The 24,577-nt window shown below is 64.5% G+C and carries 15 protein-coding genes; 14 read left to right on the forward strand and 1 reads right to left on the reverse strand.

The features are described from left to right. Positions 1–34 precede the first annotated feature (34 nt). From G452_RS20680 to G452_RS0111760, 3 genes are all read left to right on the forward strand, one after another. Positions 35–1,228 (forward strand): FecR family protein, encoded by a 1,194-nt coding sequence (locus tag G452_RS20680; protein ID WP_022662457.1) that lies wholly within the window; start codon positions 35–37, stop codon positions 1,226–1,228. Between the two features lie 149 nt (positions 1,229–1,377). Beyond that, positions 1,378–4,074 carry a hybrid sensor histidine kinase/response regulator gene (locus tag G452_RS19295; RefSeq protein ID WP_022662458.1) on the forward strand — a complete coding sequence of 899 codons (2,697 nt, stop codon included), beginning with the start codon at positions 1,378–1,380 and terminating at the stop codon, positions 4,072–4,074. A 4-nt stretch (positions 4,075–4,078) separates the two neighbouring features. Beyond that, complete coding sequence (locus tag G452_RS0111760) at positions 4,079–5,521, forward strand: sigma-54-dependent transcriptional regulator (RefSeq protein ID WP_022662459.1); 1,443 nt, start codon at positions 4,079–4,081, stop codon at positions 5,519–5,521. An 85-nt stretch (positions 5,522–5,606) separates the two neighbouring features. Here G452_RS0111760 and G452_RS19300 read toward each other — a convergent pair whose 3' ends face one another. Beyond that, a complete protein-coding gene (locus tag G452_RS19300) occupies positions 5,607–7,451 on the reverse strand; it encodes a methyl-accepting chemotaxis protein (protein ID WP_162141305.1) in 1,845 nt (614 codons plus the stop codon). Between the two features lie 510 nt (positions 7,452–7,961). Between G452_RS19300 and nifJ the strand changes: the two genes are divergently transcribed. The 11 genes from nifJ to G452_RS0111820 all read left to right on the forward strand — a co-directional run bounded on the left by nifJ (position 7,962) and on the right by G452_RS0111820 (position 24,470). Continuing rightward, positions 7,962–11,573: a pyruvate:ferredoxin (flavodoxin) oxidoreductase gene (nifJ, locus tag G452_RS0111770; RefSeq protein WP_022662461.1), complete on the forward strand. Its 3,612-nt coding sequence runs from the start codon at positions 7,962–7,964 to the stop codon at positions 11,571–11,573. A gap of 252 nt (positions 11,574–11,825) precedes the next feature. Then, on the forward strand, positions 11,826–13,538 hold the full coding sequence (locus tag G452_RS0111775) for an L-lactate permease (RefSeq protein WP_022662462.1): 1,713 nt from the start codon (positions 11,826–11,828) through the stop codon (positions 13,536–13,538). Positions 13,539–13,636: 98 nt separating this feature from the next. Beyond that, the gene (locus G452_RS0111780) at positions 13,637–15,022 is read left to right on the forward strand and encodes an FAD-binding oxidoreductase (protein ID WP_022662463.1); all 1,386 of its coding nucleotides are present in this window, start codon (positions 13,637–13,639) and stop codon (positions 15,020–15,022) included. Between the two features lie 10 nt (positions 15,023–15,032). Beyond that, positions 15,033–16,331, forward strand: a complete 1,299-nt coding sequence (locus tag G452_RS0111785; protein WP_022662464.1) for a (Fe-S)-binding protein — start codon at positions 15,033–15,035, stop codon at positions 16,329–16,331. 24 nt (positions 16,332–16,355) lie between these two features. Continuing rightward, a complete protein-coding gene (gene pta / locus G452_RS0111790) occupies positions 16,356–18,464 on the forward strand; it encodes a phosphate acetyltransferase (RefSeq protein ID WP_022662465.1) in 2,109 nt (702 codons plus the stop codon). Positions 18,465–18,472: 8 nt separating this feature from the next. Then, positions 18,473–19,687, forward strand: a complete 1,215-nt coding sequence (locus G452_RS0111795) for an acetate kinase (RefSeq protein ID WP_022662466.1) — start codon at positions 18,473–18,475, stop codon at positions 19,685–19,687. An 18-nt stretch (positions 19,688–19,705) separates the two neighbouring features. Further along, a complete protein-coding gene (locus G452_RS0111800; protein ID WP_022662467.1) occupies positions 19,706–20,323 on the forward strand; it encodes a LutC/YkgG family protein in 618 nt (205 codons plus the stop codon). 2 nt (positions 20,324–20,325) lie between these two features. Continuing rightward, positions 20,326–22,479: an L-lactate dehydrogenase (quinone) large subunit LdhH gene (gene ldhH, locus G452_RS0111805; RefSeq protein WP_022662468.1), complete on the forward strand. Its 2,154-nt coding sequence runs from the start codon at positions 20,326–20,328 to the stop codon at positions 22,477–22,479. Positions 22,480–22,573: 94 nt separating this feature from the next. Then, positions 22,574–23,590 carry an alpha-hydroxy-acid oxidizing protein gene (locus G452_RS0111810; protein ID WP_022662469.1) on the forward strand — a complete coding sequence of 339 codons (1,017 nt, stop codon included), beginning with the start codon at positions 22,574–22,576 and terminating at the stop codon, positions 23,588–23,590. Positions 23,591–23,655: 65 nt separating this feature from the next. Further along, the gene (locus G452_RS0111815) at positions 23,656–23,958 is read left to right on the forward strand and encodes a Dabb family protein (protein WP_022662470.1); all 303 of its coding nucleotides are present in this window, start codon (positions 23,656–23,658) and stop codon (positions 23,956–23,958) included. A 143-nt stretch (positions 23,959–24,101) separates the two neighbouring features. Further along, entirely contained in the window at positions 24,102–24,470 is a 369-nt protein-coding gene (locus tag G452_RS0111820; protein ID WP_022662471.1) for a hypothetical protein, read from the forward strand. Positions 24,471–24,577 lie beyond the last annotated feature (107 nt).

The raw sequence follows: 24,577 nt of genomic DNA on the forward strand, positions 1-24,577 counted from the left end.
ATATGCTTCCGGATACGGGAAAGAGGGCATCAATATGAAAGCAATATTTCTCAGCTTCGCGCTTCTGCTGTCTCTGCTGCCATGCGGGGCCGCGGCTGCCGAAGAACCGGCGGGATATGTCCAAAGCGTTGAGGGAAGAGCCCTGGCGGTCAACGACACTCCGGAGATCGCCGCACGCTTCGGCGGCAGCGGAGCGAGAAGGCTCACCGTGGAAGCGCCGCTGTACCAAAGCGACGTGCTGCTCACCGATGAAAACTCCAAAGTCCAGTTCATGCTCATGGATGGAACGATCTTCACCATGGCGCCGGACACCAGGCTCGACCTCGCGGAGTTCGCCTACAGCGAGGAAGGGGAGGACGGCGCTCTCCAGGCCGACATCCTGAGCGGAGCCTGCCAGTTCGTCACCGGGCAGATCGTCAACCGAAACCCCTTCTTCTTCCGCATCCAAGCTCCCATGGCGACCATCGGCATCCGGGGCACGGAAGCCGCCGTGGCCGTCTCCCTGGCCAACGAGGCGGAAATCCGGTCCCGCACCCGCGGTCTCATCGCCCAGGCGGCGGCCACGCTCGCGGTTCCCGGCGGGCGGGTATCCGCGCAATTCGCACAGAACGTCCGCGCGGTGTTCAACGCCGCCAAACCTTCGCGGGTCGACGTGGCCCACATGGACGGCCTGAAGACCCGAAGCGTCATGGTCACCGACCATTTCAACCGCAACCAGTTCGTGGACCGCGGACAGGAAGTGTCCGTGGCCGCCCAAAAAGGCGTTTCAAGTCCCTCCCGCATGCAATTCCGCCAGGAATTCACCAAGACGCTCGTGGACAAAAAGGCACCGACCCCTTCCAACGTCAGCGAAAGCGCCGCATCCGCGAGCAAGGGCAATTCCGACAACTCCAACGGCAAGTCGGGCGATTCCAACGGCAAGGCGGGCAACTCCTCCGACGCGCCTGGCAAGTCGGGCATGTCTCACGGCAAGTCCGCCGATGCTCCCGGACAGTCCGGCAGCTCCCCTGGCAATTCCGGAAACAGCAATGCGGGCGGCAACTCCGGCGGAGGCAACTCCGGCGGCGGAAACTCCGGCGGCGGAAACTCCGGCGGAGGCGGCGGAGGCGGCGGCGGAAACGGCGGCGGAAACGGCGGTGGAAACGGTGGCGGAAACGGCGGCGGCAATGGCGGCGGCAACGGCGGAGGCAACGGCGGAGGCAACGGCGGAGGCAACGGGAAGAAGTAGCCGATTCGCCCATCAAAACCGCCCCCCTGGCCCGGACTTGCCTTTCCGTGCGGGATGACTACCTCATGGCAGCGGCGCGAGCGCGCGTCCATTGAAATGCCCCTCGCACCTTGACGTGGACGCGTCTCGTCGGTTAGCCGCAGAACACCATGAAAGAATCCTCGCGCTCTTCGCATACGCCCTGTTCAACGCCCTGCCGCCTGCTTGTCCTGGCGATCCTGGCTGCCTTCGTGTTGGCGCTGCCGGTTCCGGCTCAGCAGGCCCTGGCCAAGGGCAACAAGAAACGCGTTCTCTTCCTGAATTCCTATCAGAACGGATACGCGTGGTCCGACGACATCCTCGACGGAGTGCGCAAGCAGTTCGCGGAAAGCGGGCTGACCGTCGATCTCCAGATCGAATACATGGACACCAAGCGCTACGCGCCGGAAGCCGTGGAAGACGCCCTGCACGCCTACTTCAAGGCCAAGTTCGTCAACGACAGCTTCGACGCCGTCATCGCCTCGGACAACACGGCCCTGAGCTTTCTGACCAAGTATCGGGACGAGCTGTTTCCCGGCGCGCCGGTGGTCTTTTGCGGCATCAACTATTTCAATCCGAAGACGGTCACGGATCGCAAGCATTTCACCGGCATCACGGAAAACCCGGATGTCGCCGCGACCCTGAATCTGGCCCTGAAAATCCGTCCCGGACTCAAGCACATCGTGGTCATCAGCGACAAGTCCGTGACGTCCCAAGCCATTACCAACCAGGTTCGCGAGCAGGCACAGCAGTTCGAGGGCAGGCTCAAGTTCGACTACTGGGAGACGCAGACCCTGGCCGAAACCCTGGCCAACGTGGAGAAACTCGGACCGCAGTCCGCCCTCTTCCTGACCCCCTTCTACAAGGGCGCGCACGGCGAGCTGTACACGGTGGAGGAAGTGCTCTCCATTCTGCACGCCCACTCCAACGTCATGATCTTCAGCTCCTGGCGCTTCCTGCTGGGATACGGCATCGTGGGCGGCAAGCTGCTCTCGGGCACGGAGATGGGCCGGGCCGCGGCGCGCATGGCCGAACGCATCCTCGCCGGCGAAAGCCCGGCGAACATCCCGGTGCAGCATACGCTCGAAAACCCCTACGCCTTCGACTACAACGTACTCAAACGCTTCGACATCCCCCTGGACTCGCTCCCGGAGGGCAGCGAGATCATCAACGAGCCGGACATCTTCTACCGCATCGAGCCCAAGTTCTTCTGGACCATTCTCGGCTCGATCCTCGTGCTCTCGGTCATCCTGGTGCTGCTGGCCTTCAACATCCTGCGCCGCCGCCGGGTCGAGCGCGAAATCAAGGCCCAGCTCTCGTTCCAGGAAATCCTGATGAACACCCTGCCCCTCCTGATCTGCTGGAAGGACAAGCGGCAGCGGTATCTCGGCGCGAACATGTCCTTTGCCCGCTTCTTCAACCTCGCCAGCCCCGAGGACGTCCTGGGCGAGCGCGACGAGGACATCTTCAAAGGCGGCCGACTGATCCGGCAGCTCGCCAACTGGGACCGCCAGGTGCTTCAGACCGGGCAGCCGCTTCTGGGCCAGAGCCTGCGGGTTGCCAACGACGAGGGCGACAGCGTCTGGCTGGACATCAACAAGGTTCCCCTGCCCGACGAGAAGGGCAAGGTCATGGGCACCCTGAGCACGGCCGAGGACGTGACCCGCAAGGTCAACCTCGAACGGCAGCTGCTCCAGTCCCAGAAGATGGAGGCCATCGGCACGCTCGCAGGCGGCATTGCCCACGATTTCAACAACATTCTCACCAGCATCATCAACTCCACGGAACTGGCCATCAGCGACGTGGAGGAAGAGAGCATGACCCACAAGGATCTGGCCCGCGTGCTCAAGGCCGCCGACCGGGGCTCGCGCGTGGTCAAGCAGATTCTCGCCTTCAGCCGCCCCTCCCAGGAAGGATTCCTCATCGCGGACATCGCCGAGACCATCAACGAGGCGGTGGAGCTGATGAAGGCGTCCCTGCCGCGCAACATCGTGGTACGCACGAGCATCGAGGCCAACGACACCCACATCTGGGCCGATCCGACCCAGATCCATCAGGTTGTCATGAACCTCTGCACCAACGCCTTCCAGGCCCTGCGACCCAAGGGCGGCGTTCTGGAACTGGGGCTGACCCGCACCTACGTCGAGGGGGACAAGGCCGAACTGCTGAACATTCCGTCGGGGCATTACCTCAAGCTCTGGGTCTGCGACGACGGACCCGGCATTCCTGTGGAAATCGTGGACAAGATCTTCGATCCCTTCTTCACCACCAAAGGCAAAGCCGAAGGCACCGGCCTCGGACTGGCCGTCGTCCACGGCATTGCCAAGGCGCACCGGGGCGGGGTGCGCGTCAGCTCCGTGCCCTGGCAGCGCACCTGCTTCGAAATCTACCTGCCCTGCACGGGCAGCGACGGCCAGCTGCTGATCGCCGGGCGGCGCGGGGCCTTTCGCGGAGACGAGCGGCTGCTCTTCGTGGAGGACGACCAGGACCAGCTCGACACCGTGCCGCGCCTGCTGGAACAGCTCGGCTACCGCGTCACGGCCATGCGCGATCCGGACGAGGCTCTGGAAACACTGCGCCTGAACGTCGGCGGCTTCGACGTTCTGATCACGGACTACGACATGCCCGGCACCAACGGGCTGCAACTCGCGGAGAAAGCCGTGGAAGTCAACCCCAACCTGCCCGTCATACTCATTTCCGGACGCAAGGACGCCCTCCAGCAGGCTGCGGATTCCCCCGCCATCCGCCGGGCGCTGCTCAAGCCCTATAATCAGGTTTCCCTGTCCGAAGCCATCCGGCACACTCTTGACGAACGCGGGGAGGAATGACCACATGGCCCGGATACTGATCATCGACGACGACCACGACGTCTGCGGCACCATCGAAAGCCTGGCCACCCGGCTGGGCCACGACAGCGAAAGCGCCCACACCCTGGAAAGGGGCATGGGCAAGCTGCGCGCGGGCGGCTTCGACGTGGTCTTCCTGGACATCCGCTTGCCCGACGGCAACGGGCTCGACCGCCTGCCGGAAGTCAAGTCCATGCCGGACAGCCCGGAAGTCATCATCCTCACGGGAAAAGGCGATGCGGACGGCGCGGAACTGGCCATCCAGGGAGGCGTCTGGGATTACCTGCTCAAGCCCTCCCCGGTGAAGGAAATCACCCTCACCCTGGGCCGCGCGCTCAAGTACCGGGACGAGAAGCGCAGCCGCACCAATCTCGTGGCCCTGAACCTGGAAAACGTGGTCGGCCGCAGCCAGGCCATGCGCGCCTGCTTCGACCTCGTGGCCCAGGCCTGCCAGTCCGATTCCAACGTGCTCATCACGGGCGAGACGGGAACGGGCAAGGAGCTTTTCGCGCGGACCATCCACGAAAACAGCGCCCGGCCCGACGGCGAATTCGTGGTCGTGGACTGCGCCTCGCTCACGGAAAACCTCGTGGAAAGCACGCTCTTCGGTCACAAGAAAGGGGCGTTCACCGGCGCGGACCGCGACAGCATCGGCCTCGTCAAGCTGGCGGACAAGGGCACGCTCTTCCTGGACGAGGTCGGCGAAATGCCGCTCTCGCTCCAGAAATCATTTTTGCGCGTGCTCCAGGAACGCCGCTTCCGTCCCGTGGGCGAGGCCCGCGAAGTGCACAGCGACTTCCGGCTCATTTCCGCCACCAACCGCGACCTGCAAACCCTCGTGGACGAGCAGCGCTTCCGCAGCGACCTCTTCTTCCGGCTCAAGACAGTGCAGATCCGCCTGCCCCCCCTGCGGGAACGGCGCGAGGACATCAAGCCCCTGGCCATGCACTTCGTGGATCAACTCTGCGATCGGTACGACGCGCCCATCAAGGGCTTCGGCTCGGAATTCTTCAGCGTGCTCGAAACTTACGATTGGCCCGGCAACGTCCGCGAACTGGGCAACGTCCTGGAGCGAGCCTTCATCGCGGCCGGAGCGGAGCGCACCATCTACGCCATGCACCTGCCCCAGGAACTGCGCATCAAGGTCGCCAAGGTCCAGATCGACGAACGCGCCCGCCGGCCGGAAACCCGGGCCCAGGCCCAGGCGCAGGCCGAATCCCGAGCCGCCTCGCCGTTTCTCTCCAGCCCGGACCTGGATGGAAAGCTGCCCGCGCTGAAGGATTTCAAAGAGATGGCCGAGAAGCACTATCTTGAGGCGCTGGTCTCGCGCGAAGACGGGGACATCAAGAACATCCTGGCCACTTCCGGGCTCTCGCGCTCGCATTTTTACGCGCTGCTGAAAAAGCACGACATCAAGCACCAGGATTGAGGGCGGAGCCACAATGAAACAGGGCCGAAGCGCGGACTTCCCGCGCTTCGGCCCCGTCATGCCGTGCCGTCTCGATTCCTGCGGTCTAATATCTGGACAGGCCGTGCGAGCCGGGCCCCAGGGCGGCCCGGCGCTTGCGCCCGCCCACTTCGGACTCGTCCCTGCCGCCGTCCTGCCCATACTCGTCCGCAAAGTCGATGCAGTCGTCAGCGGATTCCAACGCGGGCTGGGCACCTCCGTCTTCCTTGAGCCGGAACTTTTCCAGGGCGTGACGCAGATGCGCGCTCTGGCTGGAGAGCTGCTCCGCGGCCGAGGCGGTTTCCTCGGCGTTGGCCGTGTTGGTCTGGGTCACGGTGTCGATCTGGGAAAGGGCGTCGCCCACCTGGGAAATGCCCTCGGCCTGCTCGCTGGACGCGGAAGCGATCTCCTGCACCAGCTCCGTGACCGTGCCCGCGCCCTGCACGATGCGTTCGAGAGATTCGGAAGTCAGCTGCGCCAGTTCCGCACCGTGCTCCACGCGGCTGATGGTGTCCTCGATGAGGCCCGACGTTTCCTCGGCGGCCTTGGCGCTGCGCGAGGCCAGGTTGCGGACCTCTTCCGCAACCACGGCGAAGCCCTTGCCGTGCTTGCCAGCACGCGCGGCCTCCACTGCGGCGTTCAGGGCCAGCAGATTGGTCTGAAAGGCGATCTCGTCGATGACCTTGATGATCCGGGCGATGCTCTGCCCGGCGTTCTTGATTCCTTCCATGGCCTCCAGCATCCGGGACATGTCCGTTGCGCCCCGGCCTGCCTGTTCCTGCTGCTGCCGCGCGATCTCGCTGGCCTTGGAGGCGTTTTCGGCGTTGGTCCGGGTCCGCGAGCCCATTTCCGTCATGGAACTGGTGATCTGCTCCAGAGAAGCGGCCTGCTCGGTCGCCCCCTGGGAGAGGGACTGGCTCGAATCCGAGACTTCCGAGGAGCCCGCCGCGATCTGGATGCTGGCCTCGCGCACCTCGCCAAGGAGCTGGCGCAGATTGCGCGTCATCTCCTGCAACGCCTTGCCCAGGGAGTCGCGCTCGGAGCAGAGCACCACGTCCCCGGTCAGGTCGCGCCCGGCGATGCGCCCGGCCAGGGCAGCCTTGCCGCGCAGCGACGCGGCCATGCTGTTGAAGGCGCGCTGGAGCACGGCGGGTTCGTCGCGTCCCTCGGCCTTGAGCGACACGTCCAGGTCGCCCGCGGCGATGGACTCTGCCAGGGCGGCGCATTCGGATACGGGCTTCACGATGCTTACGACGATCATCCAGAAAAGCGGAAGGAGCACGAACAGGAGCAGCACCACGACCACGCTGAGAACCCACGTCAGGGAATTGTTGGCATGATCGGAAATGATCGACGCGATGCGTTCCTTCTCGGCCTGGACGTTGTCCGTATAGACGCCCGTCCCGATCCAGACGTCCGTGCCCGGAATCATCTCGGCGTAGGAAAGCTTGGGCACGTCGCCCGCGCCCGGCTTGGGCCAGATGTATTCGATGAAGCCGCCGCCGGCCATGGCCAGCTTGTGCAGTTCGGTCACGAGCTGCACGCCGTTCGGATCCTTGAGGTCGCCCAGATCCTTGCCCTGGAGTTCCTTCTTGGGCGGCAGGGCCACGTTCACGGTTCCGCGGTAGATGAAGAAATAGCCGGAATCGTCATCCTCGAATCGGATGTTGTCCACCGCTGCGCGCAACAGCTCCACCCGGGCGGATTCTCCCGGCACGTCCTTGACGAGGTCGCCCAGCGCCACAGCCAGGGAATGCGTCGAGACCTGAAGCTTCTGCTTCTGGCCGTCGAGCATGGCCTCGTCGGAAGCCTTGACGCCCATGTCTTTTATCATGTTCGCATTGTTATGGAACGCAAAAATAACACCGCCCAGAAACAGGACGATGAGCCCCAGCAGGAAAAATAATCGCATGCGAATGCTAAAACGGCGTAACATCATATACCCTCGCGTCTCTTTCGGTTCGGAATGTCGTACTGCAATGCAGATAACGTACCGAATCCACTTTCGAGGAGAAAGCTTCCACTCTCTTTGCATTTAACACGTCCTGACGCGTATGAAAAGAGTTGCCCGCTTCCGGAAGACAACGTCGAAGCCCCCCTGAGCGCGACCTGGAAGTCCGAAAAAAAAGACACCCGGCTTCAACCATTGACGGCGACCTGATCCGGATATCGTCCTCAAGGCCCCGGTACGGGCGGGTTTGATCCCGGCCCTATGCGAACGGCAGGAGAATGGCTGTCTGTTTTTTCAGACCAACGAGCTCGCCCGGCCAGGGGCGGAGCAAGGAGAAGACAACGCAAGAAGCAGCAATAATTGAGCTATAACACAAAAACAAAGGCTGGCACGCTTCTTGATCTTTAGGGCGTAGCCATTACATGGCGGGTCCGCCCGCCGGAATGCGGAAACAATGGAAAGGAGAATTCAATGGCCAAGCAAATGAAAACCATGGATGGCAACACCGCCGCCGCTCATGTGGCATACGCCATGAGCGAGGTGGCCGCCATCTACCCCATCACCCCGTCCTCGACCATGGGTGAGATTGCCGACGAGTGGGCTGCCCAGGGCCGCAAGAACATCTTCGGGCAGTCGGTTCTGGTTCGCCAGCTCCAGTCCGAAGCGGGCGCGGCAGGCGCGGTGCACGGCTCCCTGGCTGCGGGCGCCCTGACCAGCACCTTCACCGCCTCCCAGGGCCTTTTGTTGATGATCCCCAACATGTACAAGATTTCCGGCGAACTGCTGCCCGGCGTGTTCCACGTCACGGCGCGCGCCCTCGCCGCCCACGCGCTGTCCATCTTCGGCGACCACGCCGACGTCATGGCCGCCCGCCAGACCGGGTTCGCCATGCTCGCCTCGGGTTCGGTCCAGGAGGTCATGGACCTCGCCCTGGTGGCCCACCTCGCCGCCATCGAATCCCGCGTGCCTTTCCTGCATTTCTTCGACGGATTCCGGACCTCCCACGAAATCCAGAAGATCGAGATCATCGACTACGCCGACATGGCCAAGCTCGTGGACATGGAAATGGTCGAGGCCTTCCGCGCCGGAGCCATGAACCCTGAGCACCCGCACATCCGCGGCACCGCCCAGAACCCGGACATCTACTTCCAGGCCCGCGAAGCCGCCAACCCCTTCTACGCCGCCCTGCCCGGCATCGTGCAGTCCTGCATGAAGAAGGTCGAGAGCATCACCGGCCGCGCCTACAATCTCTTCGACTACGTCGGCGCTCCCGATGCGGAGCACGTGGTCGTGTCCATGGGCTCCTCCTGCGAAGCCATCGAGGAGACCGTGAACCACCTCGTGGCCCAGGGACGCAAGGTCGGCCTGGTCAAGGTCCGCCTGTACCGCCCCTTTGTCGAGGAAGCCTTCCTGGCCGCCCTGCCCGCCAGCGCCGCCAAGGTCACCGTGCTCGACCGCACCAAGGAGCCCGGCGCTTCCGGCGACCCGCTGTTCCTGGACGTGCGCGCCGCCCTGGCCGAGGCCGGACGCAACTGCGTGGTCCTGGCCGGACGCTACGGACTCGGCTCCAAGGAATTCAACGCCCCGATGATCAAGGCCGTCTACGACAACATGGAAAGCGCAACCAAGAAGCGCTTCACCGTGGGCATCAACGACGACGTGACCGGCCTTTCCCTGCCTGTGTCCGAAAAACTGGACACCACCCCCAAGGGCACTGTCCAGTGCAAGTTCTGGGGCCTCGGCGCCGACGGCACCGTGGGCGCGAACAAGCAGGCCATCAAGATCATCGGCGACAACACCGACCTCTACGCCCAGGGATACTTCGCCTACGACTCCAAGAAGTCCGGCGGCATCACCGTTTCCCACCTGCGCTTCGGCGAAAAGCCCATCCAGTCCACCTACCTCGTGGACAGCGCCGACTACATCGCCTGCCACAACCCCAGCTACGTGCGGCTCTACGACGTGCTTGAGGGCATCAAGGACGGCGGCTCCTTCGTGCTGAACTGTTCCTGGTCCCTGGAGGACATGGAAGAGAAGCTGCCCGCGGCCATGCGCCGGACCATCGCCGAGAAGAAGCTCAAGTTCTACACCATCGACGCCGTGGCCCTGGCCGGCAAGGTGGGCCTGGGCGGACGCATCAACATGGTCATGCAGACCGCCTTCTTCAAGGTGGCGGACGTGATCCCCTTCGAGAAGGCCGTGGCCCTGCTCAAGGAAGGCATCCAGAAGGCCTACGGCAAGAAGGGCGAGAAGATCGTCAAGATGAACAACGACGCCGTGGACCTGGCCACCGAGGCCCTCAAGGCCGTGGACTACCCCGCCTCCTGGGCCGACGCGCAGGACGAGGCCCCGGTCGTCAAGAGCGAGCCCGACTTCGTCAAGAACGTCATGCGCCCGATCCTGGGCCAGAAGGGCGACACCCTGCCCGTGTCCGCGTTCGAGCCGGACGGCCTCTTCCCGCTGGCGACCTCCAAGTACGAGAAGCGCGGCGTGGCCATCATGGTTCCGGAATGGAACATCGACAACTGCATCCAGTGCAACCAGTGCGCCTTTGTCTGCCCCCACTCCGCCCTGCGCCCGGTGCTGGCCGATGAGGCCGAGATGAAGAAGGCTCCGGCCTCCTTCGCCGCCCAGGACGCCAAAGGCAAGGACTTCAAGGGCCTCAAGTACCGCCTCCAGGTCAATGTCATGGACTGCCTGGGCTGCGGCAACTGCGCCGACATCTGCCCGGCCAAGGAAAAGGCCCTGGTGATGAAGCCCATCGCCACCCAGGCCGACGCCCAGGCCGATAACTTCGCCTTCTCCGAGACCGTCTCCTACAAGACGGACCTGACCCGCCGCGACACGGTCAAGGGCAGCCAGCTCCAGCAGAGCCTCATGGAATTCTCCGGCGCCTGCTCCGGCTGCGGCGAAACCCCGTACGTCAAGCTGCTTACCCAGCTCTTCGGCGAGCGCATGATCGTGGCCAACGCCACGGGCTGCTCGTCCATCTGGGGCGCCTCCGCCCCGACCACGCCCTACTGCGTGAACAAGGACGGACACGGTCCGGCCTGGGGCAACTCCCTGTTCGAAGACGCCGCCGAATTCGGCTTCGGCATGCAGATCGCCGTGGCCCAGCGCCGCGCGCGCCTCTCCAGCCTGGTGGCCCAGGCCGCCGAGAGCGCCGAAGGCGAGCTCAAGGCCGCGCTGAACGGCTGGCTCGAAGGCAAGGACGACGCCGAGAAGTCCCGCGAGTTCGGCGACAAGCTCAAGGCGCTCCTGGCCGGAACCACGGACCCGGCCCTGGCCGAGATCGCGGCCATGAGCGACCTGTTCACCAAGAAGTCCTTCTGGATCTTCGGCGGCGACGGCTGGGCCTACGACATCGGCTACGGCGGACTGGACCACGTGCTGGCCTCCGGCGAGGACATCAACGTCCTGGTCATGGACACCGAGGTCTACTCCAACACCGGCGGCCAGTCCTCCAAGGCCACCCCGCTCGGCTCCATCGCCAAGTTCGCGGCCTCCGGCAAGAAGACCGGCAAGAAGGATCTCGGCCAGATGGCCATGACCTACGGCTACGTCTACGTCGCCAGCATCTCCATGGGCGCGGACAAGGCCCAGACCCTCAAGGCCATCAAGGAAGCCGAGGCCTACCCCGGTCCTTCCCTGATCATCGCCTACGCGCCCTGCATCAACCAGGGCATCCGCAAGGGCATGGGAAAGTCCCAGCTCGAGGGCAAGCTGGCGGTGGATTGCGGCTACTGGCCGCTCTTCCGCTTCAACCCGCAGCTGGCCGACGAGCGCAAGAACCCGTTCGTGCTCGAATCCAAGAGCCCGGACGGCTCCATTCAGGAATTCCTCTCCGGTGAAAACCGTTACGCTCTCCTGGAGCGGACATTCCCCGGCGAGTCCAAGCGTCTGCGCGAGCAGATCGAACACGACTACGCCATGCGCTACGAGCGTCTCAAGCGCATGGCCGAGGCCAAGCCCGTCAACGACGGCGAACTGGCCGAACCGGAAGCCTGCGAAACCCTCGCCACGGCTGAGCACGCCCGCCCCGGCGGCGGCGAGCCCTGCGACGACGGTCGCGCCGGCAAGTAGTACCTCCTCTCCCCTCTCTCAGGACGCCGCCCCGTGCAGTGCGGGGCGGCGTTCGCCGGGGAGAACGAGATAACGCCAATGCGCGGACCCAGCGCTCCAATGGGTACGTTCGGCGCCGCTCCTGCGGCCCGGATCGATCGGCAAGTGATTTGAGGAAACGGGCGGCGCGCGAAATTCCGTCCCCGCGCATCGCCCCGCTCCCACCCGGGAGCACTGCATGAACGACCCTAATCGCATTTGGAGGGGGAACACATGTCTATCGAAGTTCTGGCTCTGGTCGCAGTAATTCCCATTGTCCTCGCCTTGGTGCTCATGGTCGGCCTGCGCTGGCCCGCCACCAAAGCCATGCCCGTGGCCTGGCTCGCCTGTGCGCTCGGCGCCATCCTGGCCTGGCAGCTTCCCGTCGGCTACGTCGCCGCCCTGACCATTCAGGGATTCATCACCGCCATCGGCATCCTGATCATCGTCTTCGGCGCCATCCTGATTCTCTATACGCTGCAACACAGCGGCGGCATGGAGACCATTCAGCACGGCATGCAGAACATCTCGCGCGACCGCCGCGTGCAGGCCATCATCATCGGCTACCTGTTCGCGGCCTTCATCGAAGGCGCCGCGGGCTTCGGCACCCCTGCCGCTCTGGCCGCTCCGCTGCTGCTCAGCCTGGGCTTCCCGCCCCTGGCCGCCGCGGTCATCTGCCTGGTGTTCAACTCCTTCCCCGTCACCTTCGGCGCGGTCGGCACCCCGGTCGTGCTCGGCCTGAAGTTTCTCAAGGGCCTTGTGGAAGCCGCTGTCGGCGCGAACATCCCCGGCCTGAACTTCGCCAACATGGACCAGTTCAACATGGTCATCGGCCAGTGGGCCACCCTGATGCACGTGGGCATGATCTTCATCCTCCCCGTGTTCATGCTCGGCTTCATCACCCGTTACTTCGGTCCCAAGCGTTCCTGGGTGGACGGCTTCAAGGCCTGGAAGTTCTGCCTCTTCGCCGCCGTCGCCTTCACCATCCCCTACATGGCCTTCGCCTGGCTGGTCGGCCCGGAATTCCCGTCCCTGATCGGCGGTCTCGTCGGCCTGGGCGTGGTCGTTGCCGGCGCCAAGGCCGGTTTCTGCGTGCCCAAGGAATCCTGGGACTTCGGCCCCAGCGCCAACTGGGATCCGGAATGGACCGGCGAAATCAAGGGCTCCGACACCTGCGAATTCAAGTGCCACATGAGCCAGTTCCGCGCCTGGCTGCCGTACGTGCTCATCGGCCTGATCCTGGTCATCACCCGCATCCCCGAACTGGGCCTCAAGGGCTTCCTCGCCGCCCAGAAGCTGTCCTTTGACGGCATCCTCGGCTACGAGAGCGTCGGCGCTTCCATCGCCTACCTCTACCTGCCCGGCACCATTCCCTTCGTGCTGGTCGCCCTGCTGACCGTGCTGCTGCACGGCATGAAGGGTTCCGAGGTCAAGACCGCCTGGACCCAGTCCATCGCCAAGATGAAGAACCCGACCATCGCCCTGTTCGCGGCCGTGGCCCTGGTTTCCATCTTCCGCGGTTCCGGCATCGCCGACGCCGCCCTGAACCCCAACGGCTACCCCTCCATGCCTCTGGCCATGGCCCAGGCGGTCGCCGGACTCGTGGGCAGCGCCTGGCCCATGTTCGCCTCCTACGTGGGCGGCCTCGGCGCCTTCATCACCGGCTCGAACACCGTGTCCGACCTGCTCTTCGCCGAGTTCCAGTGGGGCATGGCTTCGACCCTGAACCTGCCGCACCAGATCATCGTGGCCGCGCAGGCCGTCGGCGGCGCCATGGGCAACATGATCTGCATCCACAACATCGTGGCGGTCTGCGCCGTGGTCGGCCTCTCCGGCAAGGAAGGCACCATCCTGCGCCGCACCGTGTGGCCCTTCCTGCTCTACGGCGTGGTGGTCGGCATCGTCGCCACCCTGCTCAGCTACGTTTTCGTCCCGCACCTGTTCTAATCGGGCCAAACGGTATAAGCTGAGCCAAACAGGTAGATAACAACGGCCCGGGGACCGGCAGCCCCGGCCTCCGGGCCGAACTATTTCAGGAGACCAACATGTCCGCCAATGCTGCACTGATCAAGGAATTCGAGACTCTTCTCGGCAAGGAGAACGTGCTCACTTCCGAGACTGATCTCCACTCCTATTCCTACGACGCCGCCGTGCTCGACTCCAAAACCCCGGCCCTGGTCCTGCGCCCGACCAACAGCGAAGCGCTGGGCAAAGCCGTGGCCCTCTGCAACGAGAATGAACTCAAGATCACGGTCCGCGGTGCCGGAACCAACCTTTCCGGCGGCACCATTCCCCATCCGGGAGGCGTGGTCATCCTGACCAACGCCCTGAACAAGATCCTCGAAATCAACGAACAGGATCTCTACGCCCGCGTCCAGCCCGGCGTGGTCACGGCCCAGTTCGCGGCCGAGGTCGCCTCCCGCGGCCTGTTCTACCCGCCGGATCCGGGCTCTCAGGCCGTCTCCACCCTCGGCGGCAACGTGGCCGAGAACGCCGGCGGCCTGCGCGGCCTCAAGTACGGCGTGACCAAGGACTACGTCATGGGCGTGGACTTCTTCGACGTGGACGGACAGCTGGTCAAATCCGGCTCCCGCACCGTCAAATGCGTCACCGGCTACAACCTCACCGGCCTGATGGTCGCCTCCGAGGGTACCCTGGGCGTGTTCGAATCCATCACCCTCAAGCTGATTCCGCCCGTTCCCGCCGCCAAGTCCATGATGGCCGTGTTCCCGTCCATGAACGCCGCCGCCGACACCGTGGCCGCCATCATCGCCGCCAAGATCGTGCCCGCCACCCTGGAGCTGATGGACAACTTCACCATCCGCACCGTGGAGAACTTCCGCAAGGCCGGCCTGCCCGTGGACGCCGAGGCCCTGCTGCTCATCGAGGTGGACGGCCACCCGGCCCAGGTCGCCGAGGAAGCCGAAAAGGTCGAGGCCATCTGCAAGGCCAACAAGGCCACCTCCGTGACCGTGGCCCAGGACGCGGCCCAGCGCGACAAGGTCTGGCAGGCCCGCCGCGACGCGCTGCCCGCCCTGGCCAAGCTGCGCCCCACCTGCGTGCTCGAGGACGCCACCGTGCCCCGCTCCAAGATCCCGGCCATGATCGACGCCCTCGGCGCCATCAGCAAGAAGTACGACCTGACCATCGGCACCTTCGGCCACGCGGGCGACGGCAACCTGCACCCGACCATCCTCACGGACAAGCGCGATACCCACGAGTGGGAGCGCGTTGAAAAAGCCATCGACGAGATCTTCGAGAAGGCCCTCGGCCTCGGCGGCACGCTTTCCGGCGAGCACGGCATCGGCATGGCCAAGTCCAAGTACCTTGCGAAGGAGACCTCCAAGGCCACCCTCGAATACTCCCGCAAGATGAAGTCCGTCCTCGACCCCAAGGGCATCCTCAATCCCGGCAAGATCATCGGCTGGTAAGGGGGACAACATGGCTGAAATCAAGAAACTCGTGACCATGCTCAAGGAGCTGGACGACCAGCTCGTGAACTGCATGAAGTGCGGCATGTGTCAGGCCGTCTGCCCGATCTTCAAGCGCACCGGCCGTGAGGCCGACGTGACGCGCGGCAAGCTCGCCCTCGTCGAGGGGCTTGCCGGGGAGATCCTCAAGGACGCCGACGGCGTCAATGAAGCCCTCAACCGCTGCCTGCTCTGCGGAACCTGCCAGGCCAACTGCCCCAGCGGCGTCCAGGTCGTGGACATCTTCCTCAAGGCCCGCGCGATCATGACCGGCTACTTCGGCCTTTCCCCGGCCAAGAAGCTGATCTTCCGCCGCCTTTTGGCCCATCCCGGCCTGTTCAACCTGCTCACCGGCATGGCCAGCAAGTTCCAGGGCATGTTCATCAAGCCCGCGGACCAGATCATCGGCTCGTCCTGCGCGCGCTTCAACGCGCCCGTGGTCGGCGACCGCCACTTCAAGGGACTGGCCCAAAAGCCGCTGCGCAAGATCGTGTCCTCCCTGGACGAGCCCGCTGGCAAAAGCGGTCTGCGCGTGGCCTTCTTCCCCGGCTGCGTCGTGGACAAGATGTACCCCGACGTGGGCACCGCTTCGCTCAAGGCCTTGCGCCACCACGGCGTGGGCGTGTTCCTGCCTTCCGGGCAGGCCTGCTGCGGCATCCCGGCCCTCTCCAGCGGCGACCGCGCCACCTTCGAGAGCCTGGTCCGCCAGAACCTCGCCAAGTTCCGCGCGGGCCAGTTCGACTACCTGCTGACCCCCTGCGCCACCTGCACCTCGACCATCAAGGAACTCTGGCCGACGATGTACAAGGGCGCGGATGCGGACGTGCAGGCGCTCAAGGAGCTGGCCGAAAAGACCATGGACATCAGCCAGTTCCTGGTCGACGTGATCGGCGTCGATGTGCAGGCCGCCTCGTCCAAGGCTCCGAAGGTCACCTACCACGACCCCTGCCACCTCAAGAACTCCCTCGGCGTCACGGCCCAGCCCCGCAAGGTGCTCAAGGCCAACCCCGCCTACCAGTTCGTGGAGATGGCCGAGGCCGGGGTCTGCTGCGGCTGCGGCGGCAGCTTCAACATCAATCATTATGAAATGTCCAAGGCAATCGGCACCCGCAAGGCCGAGAACGTGATCGCCTCCGGAGCCGACGTGGCCGCAACGTCCTGCCCCGCCTGCATGATGCAGCTGACGGACATGCTTTCCCGTCAGGGCAAGGGCGTGCGCGTCAAGCACGTCATCGAATGCTATGCGGAGATGATCAGTTCGGCCGATTAACCGAACAACCAAGGAAACCAATCCATGTCCAAGAACCTGTATGTCACCGCCACCGGGCCGCGAAGCGGCAAGTCCGCCATTGCGCTCGGCCTGATGCAACTGCTGTCCGGCCATCTGCGCAAGGTCGCCATCTTCCGGCCCATCATTCAGGCCACTCAGGGCAAGGATCACGACATCAGCCTGATCCTCTCCCGCTTCAACATCAATCAGGACTACGAACGCGCCTACGGCTTCACCCTGAGCGAGGCGCGGGAGAGGATCGGGGCCGGGCAGTATGCCCAGCTCCTGGAAGACATCCTGGAGAAATACAAGGAACTCGAAGCGCAGTACGACTTCGTGCTCTGCGAAGGCACCGACTTCCAGGGCCAGGATCCGGCCTTCGAGTTCGATCTCAACGCGGACATCGCCGCCAACCTCGGCGCGCCCGCGGTCCTGGTCTGCAACGGCAACGGGGGCCAGTCCACCACGGACATCACCCGCTCCGCCCAGCTCAACGTCGAAGCCCTGGAAGAGAAGGGCGTGGACGTGACCGCCTGCATCGTGAACAAGGTCAAGGCGACCACGGACGTGCAGGAGATCATCAAGAACATCCGCTGCGTGGCCCGCTGCGACGAGCCTCTGCTCGTCTACGCGATTCCCGAGGTGGACGCCCTGGGCAAGCCCACCGTGGGCGACGTGGGCAAGTGGCTGAACGCGAAACCGCTCTTCGGCGAGGACGGCCTGGACAACCTGGCCCAGTCCTACATCATCGCGGCCATGCACATCAGCCACTTCCTGGAATACCTGGAGCCGGGCGGACTGATCATCACCCCCGGCGACCGTTCGGACATCATCCTCTCCAGCCTGGCTTCCCGGCTTTCCTCCAACTACCCGGACATCTCCGGCATCGTGCTCACAGGCGGTCTGGAGCCCTCGGAGAGCGTGAAGAAACTGATCATGGGATGGACCGGCGTTCCCGTGCCCGTCCTTTCCGTGGGCGACTCCACCTTCCCCACCACCCAGCGGCTCAGCGAGCTGTACGGGCGCATCGACCCCGAGGATGACAAGCGCATCGCCACGGCCCTCGGCGTGTTCGAGCAGCACGTCGAGCTGGACGAGCTGCGCAACCGGCTGGTCAGCCGCCGTTCGAGCAGGGTCACCCCCAAGATGTTCGAATACGGACTGGTGGAGAAGGCCCGCGCCCACAAGCAGCGCATCGTGCTGCCCGAAGGTTCGGGAGAGCGCATCCTGCGGGCTGCGGACATCCTGCTGCGGCGCGGCGTGGCCGACATCACCCTGCTCGGCCGGCCGGACGAGATCCGCAGCAAGGCGTCCCGCATGAGCCTGGACATCTCCGGGGCGGAGGTCATCCTCCCGGAACAGGCCGAGATGTTCGAACACTACGCGCAAACCTACTACGAACTGCGCAAGCACAAGGGCCTGCGCGAGGTGGACGCCCGCGACCGGATGCTCGATCCGACCTACTTCGCCACCATGATGGTGCACAAGGGGCAGGCCGACGGCATGGTTTCCGGTTCCGTGACCACCACGGCCGCCACGATCCGGCCCGCCTTCGAGTTCGTGAAGACCAAGCCCGGAGCGTCCATCGTCTCCAGCGTGTTCTTCATGTGCCTGAAGGACAAGGTGCTCGTGTACGGCGACTGCGCCGTGAACCCGAACCCGGACGCCCGCCAGCTTGCCGAAATTGCCGTCAACTCCGCGGAAACCGCGCGCATCTTCGGCGTGGAACCCCGCGTGGCCATGCTTTCCTACTCCACGGGCTCGTCCGGCAAGGGCGCGGACGTGGAAAAGGTCATCGAAGCCACGGCCCTGGCCAAGGAGCTTGCTCCGCACCTGCTCATCGAAGGCCCGCTGCAATACGACGCGGCCATCGACGAGGAAGTGGCCAAGACCAAGCTGCCCTTCAGCGAAGTGGCGGGCAAGGCCACCGTGTTCATCTTCCCGGACCTGAACACCGGCAACAACACCTATAAGGCCGTGCAGCGCGCCTCCGGCGCCGTGGCCATCGGCCCCGTTCTCCAGGGCCTGAACAAGCCCGTGAACGACCTTTCGCGCGGCTGCACCGTGCCCGACATCGTCAACACCGTGGCCATCACCGCCATCCAGGCGCAGGCCGAAAAAGGACTTCTGTAGGCAACGCTATGAAGATACTCGTGATCAACGCCGGAAGCTCGTCCATCAAGTACCAGATGCTGGACATGACCGACGAGGCGGTTCTCGCCTCCGGGCTCGTGGAACGCATCGGCGAGCCCACGGGCAAGCTCGTGTACAAGGCCTTCCCGGACTCGGACCAGGAGAGCAAGACCGTTCTGGAACAGCCCATCCCCGACCATGAGACGGGAATGAAGCTGGTCATCGAACTGCTCACCGACGCCGACAAGGGAGTGATCAAGGACATCTCCGAGATCACGGCCGTGGGCCACCGCATCGTGCACGGCGGAGACAAGTTCCACGCGCCCTCCCTGGTGGACGACGTGGTGGAACAGGCCATCGAGGACACCGCGCCCATGGCCCCGCTGCACAACATGGCCCACCTCGCAGGCATCCGCACGGCCAAGGCGCTCTTCCCCGGCGTGCCCCAGGTGGTCGTCTTCGACACGGCCTTCCACCAGACCATGCCGCCTGAAGCGTACATGTACGCCCTGCCCTACGAAATGTACGAAAAGCAGCGCGTGCGCCGCTACGGGTTCCACGGAACCTCCCACAAGTACGTTTCCGGCGAGGCGGCCAGGCTCATGGGCAAGGCCCCGGAAGAGTGCAACGTGATCACGCTGCACCTCGGCAACGGCTGCTCCATGAGCGCCGTCAAGGGCGGCGAGTGCGTGGACACCTCCATGGGCCTGACTCCGCTGGCCGGCCTGATCATGGGCACCCGCTGCGGCGACGTGGACCCGGCGGTCTACGCCTTCCTGGAGCGGTCCCAGGGGCTGACCCTCTCGGAGATCGACTCGATCATGAACAAGCGTTCCGGCCTGCTGGGCATCTGCGGCATGAACGACATGCGCGACATCCACGCGGCCATCGAGAAGGGCGACGAGAAGGCCGCCCTGGCCCTGAACATGGTCACCTACCGCAACCGCCAGTACATCGGCTCCTACATGGCCAGCCTGGGCGGCAAGGTGGACGCCATCGTGTTCACGGCGGGCATCGGCGAGAACGACGACATCGTCCGCGCCAAGACCGTCGAGGGCCTGGAAGCAATGGGCATCAAGCTCGATCCCGCCAAGAACGCGGGCCGCGCCACGGAGCCCAAGGCCGTGCACGCCGCTGACAGCCGCGTGCAGATCTGGGTCATTCCCACCAACGAAGAACTGGAAATCGCGCGCCAGACCCGCGACCTCGTCGCCGGAGCCTGAGCGCCGAAAGGATACGCCATGAGCGAACGAATCGAGCTTTTCAAGGAAAAGGCCAAGCTGGTCTCAGCTCTGGTTTCCGAAGTCGCCAGCATGGGCGAGGCGTTTGAATACGCCATGGACCTCTGCGAGAAAAAGGAAGCCTGCCAGCTCCTCATGTCCGGCTGCGGCGAAGCCGTCTCCGACCCGGCCAAGGATCTTTGCGACGCCAAGCAGCGCAAGGTCGTGGCCGCCCCGAATCTCTCGGAAGAGGACTTCGCCAAGCTCCAGGCCCTCTGCGCGGCCAAGGACTTCGACTGCATCCGCGAAGGCATGCGGAAACACCTCGCGGGCATCGACATCGGCGTGACCGTCTGTCAGGGCGGCATCGCCGAGACCGGCTCGCTGATGCTGGAGTCCAGCGACGAGGAAGTCCGCCTGGCGACCATGGTCGCCGAGTACCACGTCGCCGTGCTGCCGAAATCCGCCATCCAGGCCACGTCCTACGACCTGGAGAGCGAACTGGCCAAGCGGCTTGGAAACGGTCCGAGCTACACCGCCCTGATCACGGGCGCGTCGCGCACCGCGGATATCGAGCGCGTCCTCGCGCTGGGCGTGCACGGCCCGCTTGAACTGCACATCCTGCTTCTGGAGGGCTAGCCATGCAGAGCGCAAAAGATCTCAAGGAATACCGCGCCGAGCTGCGCGAGTCCCTGGACAACGAGTTTCTCCGCAAGACCCTGGACACCTTTGCGGTGGCCTACCGCGCGGGTCGCGCCAACGCCTTCAAGGGCATCGACGTGAAGACCCTGATCGCGGAGATCGCCCAATCCAAGGACGAGGCCGCGGCCCGCATGGACGAACTCTTCGAGGAGTTCAAGAAGAAGGCCGAGGCCGTGGGCGTCACGGTGCACCTGGCCAAGGACGGCGACGAGGCCAACCGGATCATCGGCGAAATCGCCCAGAAGTCCGGCTGCAAGAAGATCGTCAAGTCCAAGTCCATGACCGCCGAGGAAACCCTGCTCAACCACCATCTCGAAGACATCGGGCTGGAGGTCACCGAGACGGACCTGGGCGAATGGATCATCCAGCTGCGGCACGAAGGGCCGACCCACATGGTCATGCCCGCCATCCACCTTTCCCGCTATCAGGTGGCCGACCTCTTCGGCGACGTCACCGGCAAGAAGCAGGAATCGGACATCGAGAAGCTGGTCAAGGTCGCCCGCCGCGAACTGCGCCGCAAGTACGCCGAAGCCGACATGGGCATCTCCGGCGCGAACTTCTGCGTGGCCGAGACCGGCACCATCGGCATCGTCACCAACGAGGGCAACGCCCGCCTGGTGACCACCCTGCCGCGCGTGCACGTCGCCCTGGCGGGCCTGGACAAGCTGACCCCGACCCTGCACGACGCCCTGCGCGTGATCAAGGCCCTGCCCAAGAACGCCACGGGCCAGGCCATCACTTCCTACGTGACCTGGATCACCGGGGCCAACGAGTGCAAGGCCGCGCCCGACGGCAAGAAGGAAATGCACGTCGTCTTCCTGGACAACGGCCGCCGCGCCCTGGCCAAGGATCCGATCTTCAAGGAAGTGCTGCGCTGCGTGCGCTGCGGCGCCTGCGCCAACGTCTGTCCGGTCTACCGCCTCGTGGGCGGACACAAGATGGGCCACATCTACATCGGCGCCATCGGCCTGATCCTGACCTACTTCTTCCATGGCCGGGACAAGGCCCGCAACCTGGTGCAGAACTGCATCAACTGCGGCGCGTGCGAGGACATCTGCGCGGGCGGCATCCACCTGCCCCGCCTGATCAAGGAAATCCACGCCCGCATCCAGGATGAGGAGGGCCATCCCCTCAAGTCCGTGCTGCTCGGCAAGGTGCTCGCCAACCGCAAGCTCTTCCACCGCCTGCTCAAGGCCGCCCGCTGGGCCCAGGCTCCGGTCAAGGAAAAGAACGGCTACCTGCGCCACCTGCCCATGGTCTTTTCCAAGGAACAGGACTTCCGCGCCCTGCCCGCCATCGCGGACAAGGCCTTCCGCGACCTCTGGCCGCACCTGAAGCCCGAAGTCGCCAACCCCAAGCACACGGTCGCGCTCTTCTCCGGCTGCGTGCAGGACTTCGTCTACCCCGACCAGCTCGCGGCGGCCATGCGTTCCTTCGAGGGACGCGACGTGGCCGTGGACTTCCCCATGGACCAGTCCTGCTGCGGCCTGCCCGCCCAGATGATGGGCGAGACCAAGGCGGCGCGCGACGTGGCCAGGCAGAACATCCGCGCCTTCGAGGAAGGCGGCGCCCAATACGTGCTCTGCTCCTGCGCCTCCTGCGCCTCGCAGCTCAAGCACGCCTACCCCAAGCTGCTCGAAGGCGACAAGGTCTGGGAACCGCGCGCCAGGGCCTTTGCCGAAAAGGTCATCGACTACAGCTCCTTCATGCACGACGTGCTCAAGGTCGAGCCCAAGCAGTTCCAGGACAAGGGCCGCAAGGTCACCTACCACGCGCCCTGCCACCTCTGCCGGGGCCTGGGCGTCAAGGAGGCCCCCCGCGAGCTGATGCGGACCGCCGGCCTTGACTACCAGCCGTGCAATGAGGAAGAAGTGTGTTGCGGCTTCGGCGGAACCTTCTCCATGAAATTCCCGGAGTTGTCCGCCCAGCTGCTGAGCAAGAAGCTGGCCGACGCCGAAGCCACCGGAGCCGAAGAGCTGCTCACGGACTGCCCCGGCTGCATCATGCAGCTGCGCGGCGGCGTGGAGGCCGCAGGACTGTCCATCAAGGTCCGGCACATCGCCGAGGCCGTGGCGGAACAACGCAAGAAATAGCCACCTCCTCCTTATCCCTTACGACCGGGCCCCCCGCAGGGGCCCGGCGCACAGGGGCCGGGAGGCGCGAGGCCAAACCCAAGGGAGAATTCGCATGAAAGAGATCCGCAAAGCCGCCAAGGAACGTTTCCAGGGAACCTGCCGCGTCTGCCCCGTTTGCGATGGGCGCGTCTGCGCGGGCGAGGTTCCGGGCATGGGCGGTCTGGGCACGGGCGCTTCCTTCAAGGCCAACGTCGAGGCCCTTGCGCGCTGCCGCTTCAACATGCGCCTGATCCACGGCGTGAGCGAACCCGACACCTCGGTCCAGATTCTCGGCGAGCACCTGGACATCCCCGTGCTGGCCGCGCCCATCGGCGGCGTCTCCTTCAACATGGCCGGAGCCATGAGCGAAGAGGACTACATCGCCGCGAAGCTCCAGGGCTGCCGCGACGGCGGAATCCTGGGCTGTACGGGCGACGGCGTTCCCGAGGTCATCTACAAGAGCGGCTTCGCAGCCATCCGTTCCGTGGGCGGCAAGGGCATCCCCTTCATCAAGCCTTGGGAAGACGACGAACTCTTCGCCAAAATGGACCAGATCGCCGAAACCGGCGCCGAGATCATGGGCATGGACATCGACGCGGCAGGCCTCATCACGCTGCGGCTCATGGGACGTCCCGTTTCGCCGAAGACTCCTGAAAAGCTCAAGGAAATCATCGGCCGCACCCATCTCAAGTTCATCCTCAAGGGCGTGATGACCCCGGACGAGGCGCGCCTTGCCGTGGATTGCGGCGCGGACGCCATCGTGGTCTCCAATCACGGCGGCCGCGTGCTCGACCACACGCCCGGCGTCGCCGAGGTGCTCCCCGCGGTTTCCAGCGCCGTGCGCGGCCAGACCGTGGTGCTCGCGGACGGCGGCGTCCGCACCGGCGGCGACGTGCTCAAGATGCTCGCCCTGGGCGCGGACGCAGTGCTCATCGGCCGCCCCTTCTCCACTGCCACGGTCGGCGGCGGCCGGGAAGGCGTCGCCAAGTACATCGAGACGCTGAAAACGCAGTTTACGCAGGCCATGGTCATGACCGGCACGGCGAACGCAAAGAATGTGGACCGTTCTATTATTTTCGAAAGCAAGTAAAGTTATAGTCATTGACTTCCGCCAAGCAGTGTATATGAATTTAATTACAGGAAAAGGGTAATGGAATGATCAAGCACATCGTGATGTGGAAGCTGAAACCGGAGGCATTGGGAGCCGAGGCGACTGAAAACGCCCAAAAGATGAAGACCATGCTGGAGGCGTTGAAAGGAAAGATCGACGTGCTCAACTACATCGAGGTCAGTCACGACATCAGGGAAGCCGTTCCCGAATGCGACGTCGTGCTCTACTCGGAGTTCGACAGCATGGAAGATCTTGCGACCTATGCGACGCACCCCGCGCATCTGGAATGCGTCGCCTTCATCAAGCAGATCGTCTCCGAGCGCCGGGTACTGGATTACTCGGTCTAAGACCCAAGCCCCCACCCACTTCAACCGCAGCTATCGTTGGACCGGTTCGCCGGTCCAGGTTGCGGCGTGCGCCCGAAAAACGGGCCCGCCGTCAGGATCGTCGGCCAACCCGCAACGATCACGACAACGACGGAGGATACGAAATGACCTGTCACTATAATCCGAACAACAAGCGGATCGTCTGCAAGTGGACCGAGCCCGTCAAGTTCGTCATGAACAAGAAGGAAGGCGTGCTCTCCAAGGTGCGGACCATCAACGTGAACGTGAACAAGGACGGCCGGCTCAAGAGCCGCGACGAGAAGCGCCACGCCGACCACCCCATGTTCCCGATAGTGCGGCAGTTCAGCGACGAACTGCGCAGGATCAATTTCTTCGATGTCGGCCAGAAGCACGCCTGCGAGCATTGCGGCTCCGAAGAAGCCGTAACGCCTTATTTCGACGTCGCGGAACGCCGCCTGACCTGGCGCTGCGCCGACCCGATCCGCTGCTCCCAAGACTCGTCCTCGAGCTAGGCGCTGTCCCGGCCTGTCCGGGCAGGCCCGGGGAATGCCGTGTCGTTCATGCTCGCCCTTCGATCCGGCAAGGTCGAGGCATGGTTTGACTTCGCCAGTGAAAAACT

Source organism: Paucidesulfovibrio longus DSM 6739, assembly GCF_000420485.1.
Lineage (GTDB): Bacteria > Desulfobacterota > Desulfovibrionia > Desulfovibrionales > Desulfovibrionaceae > Paucidesulfovibrio > Paucidesulfovibrio longus.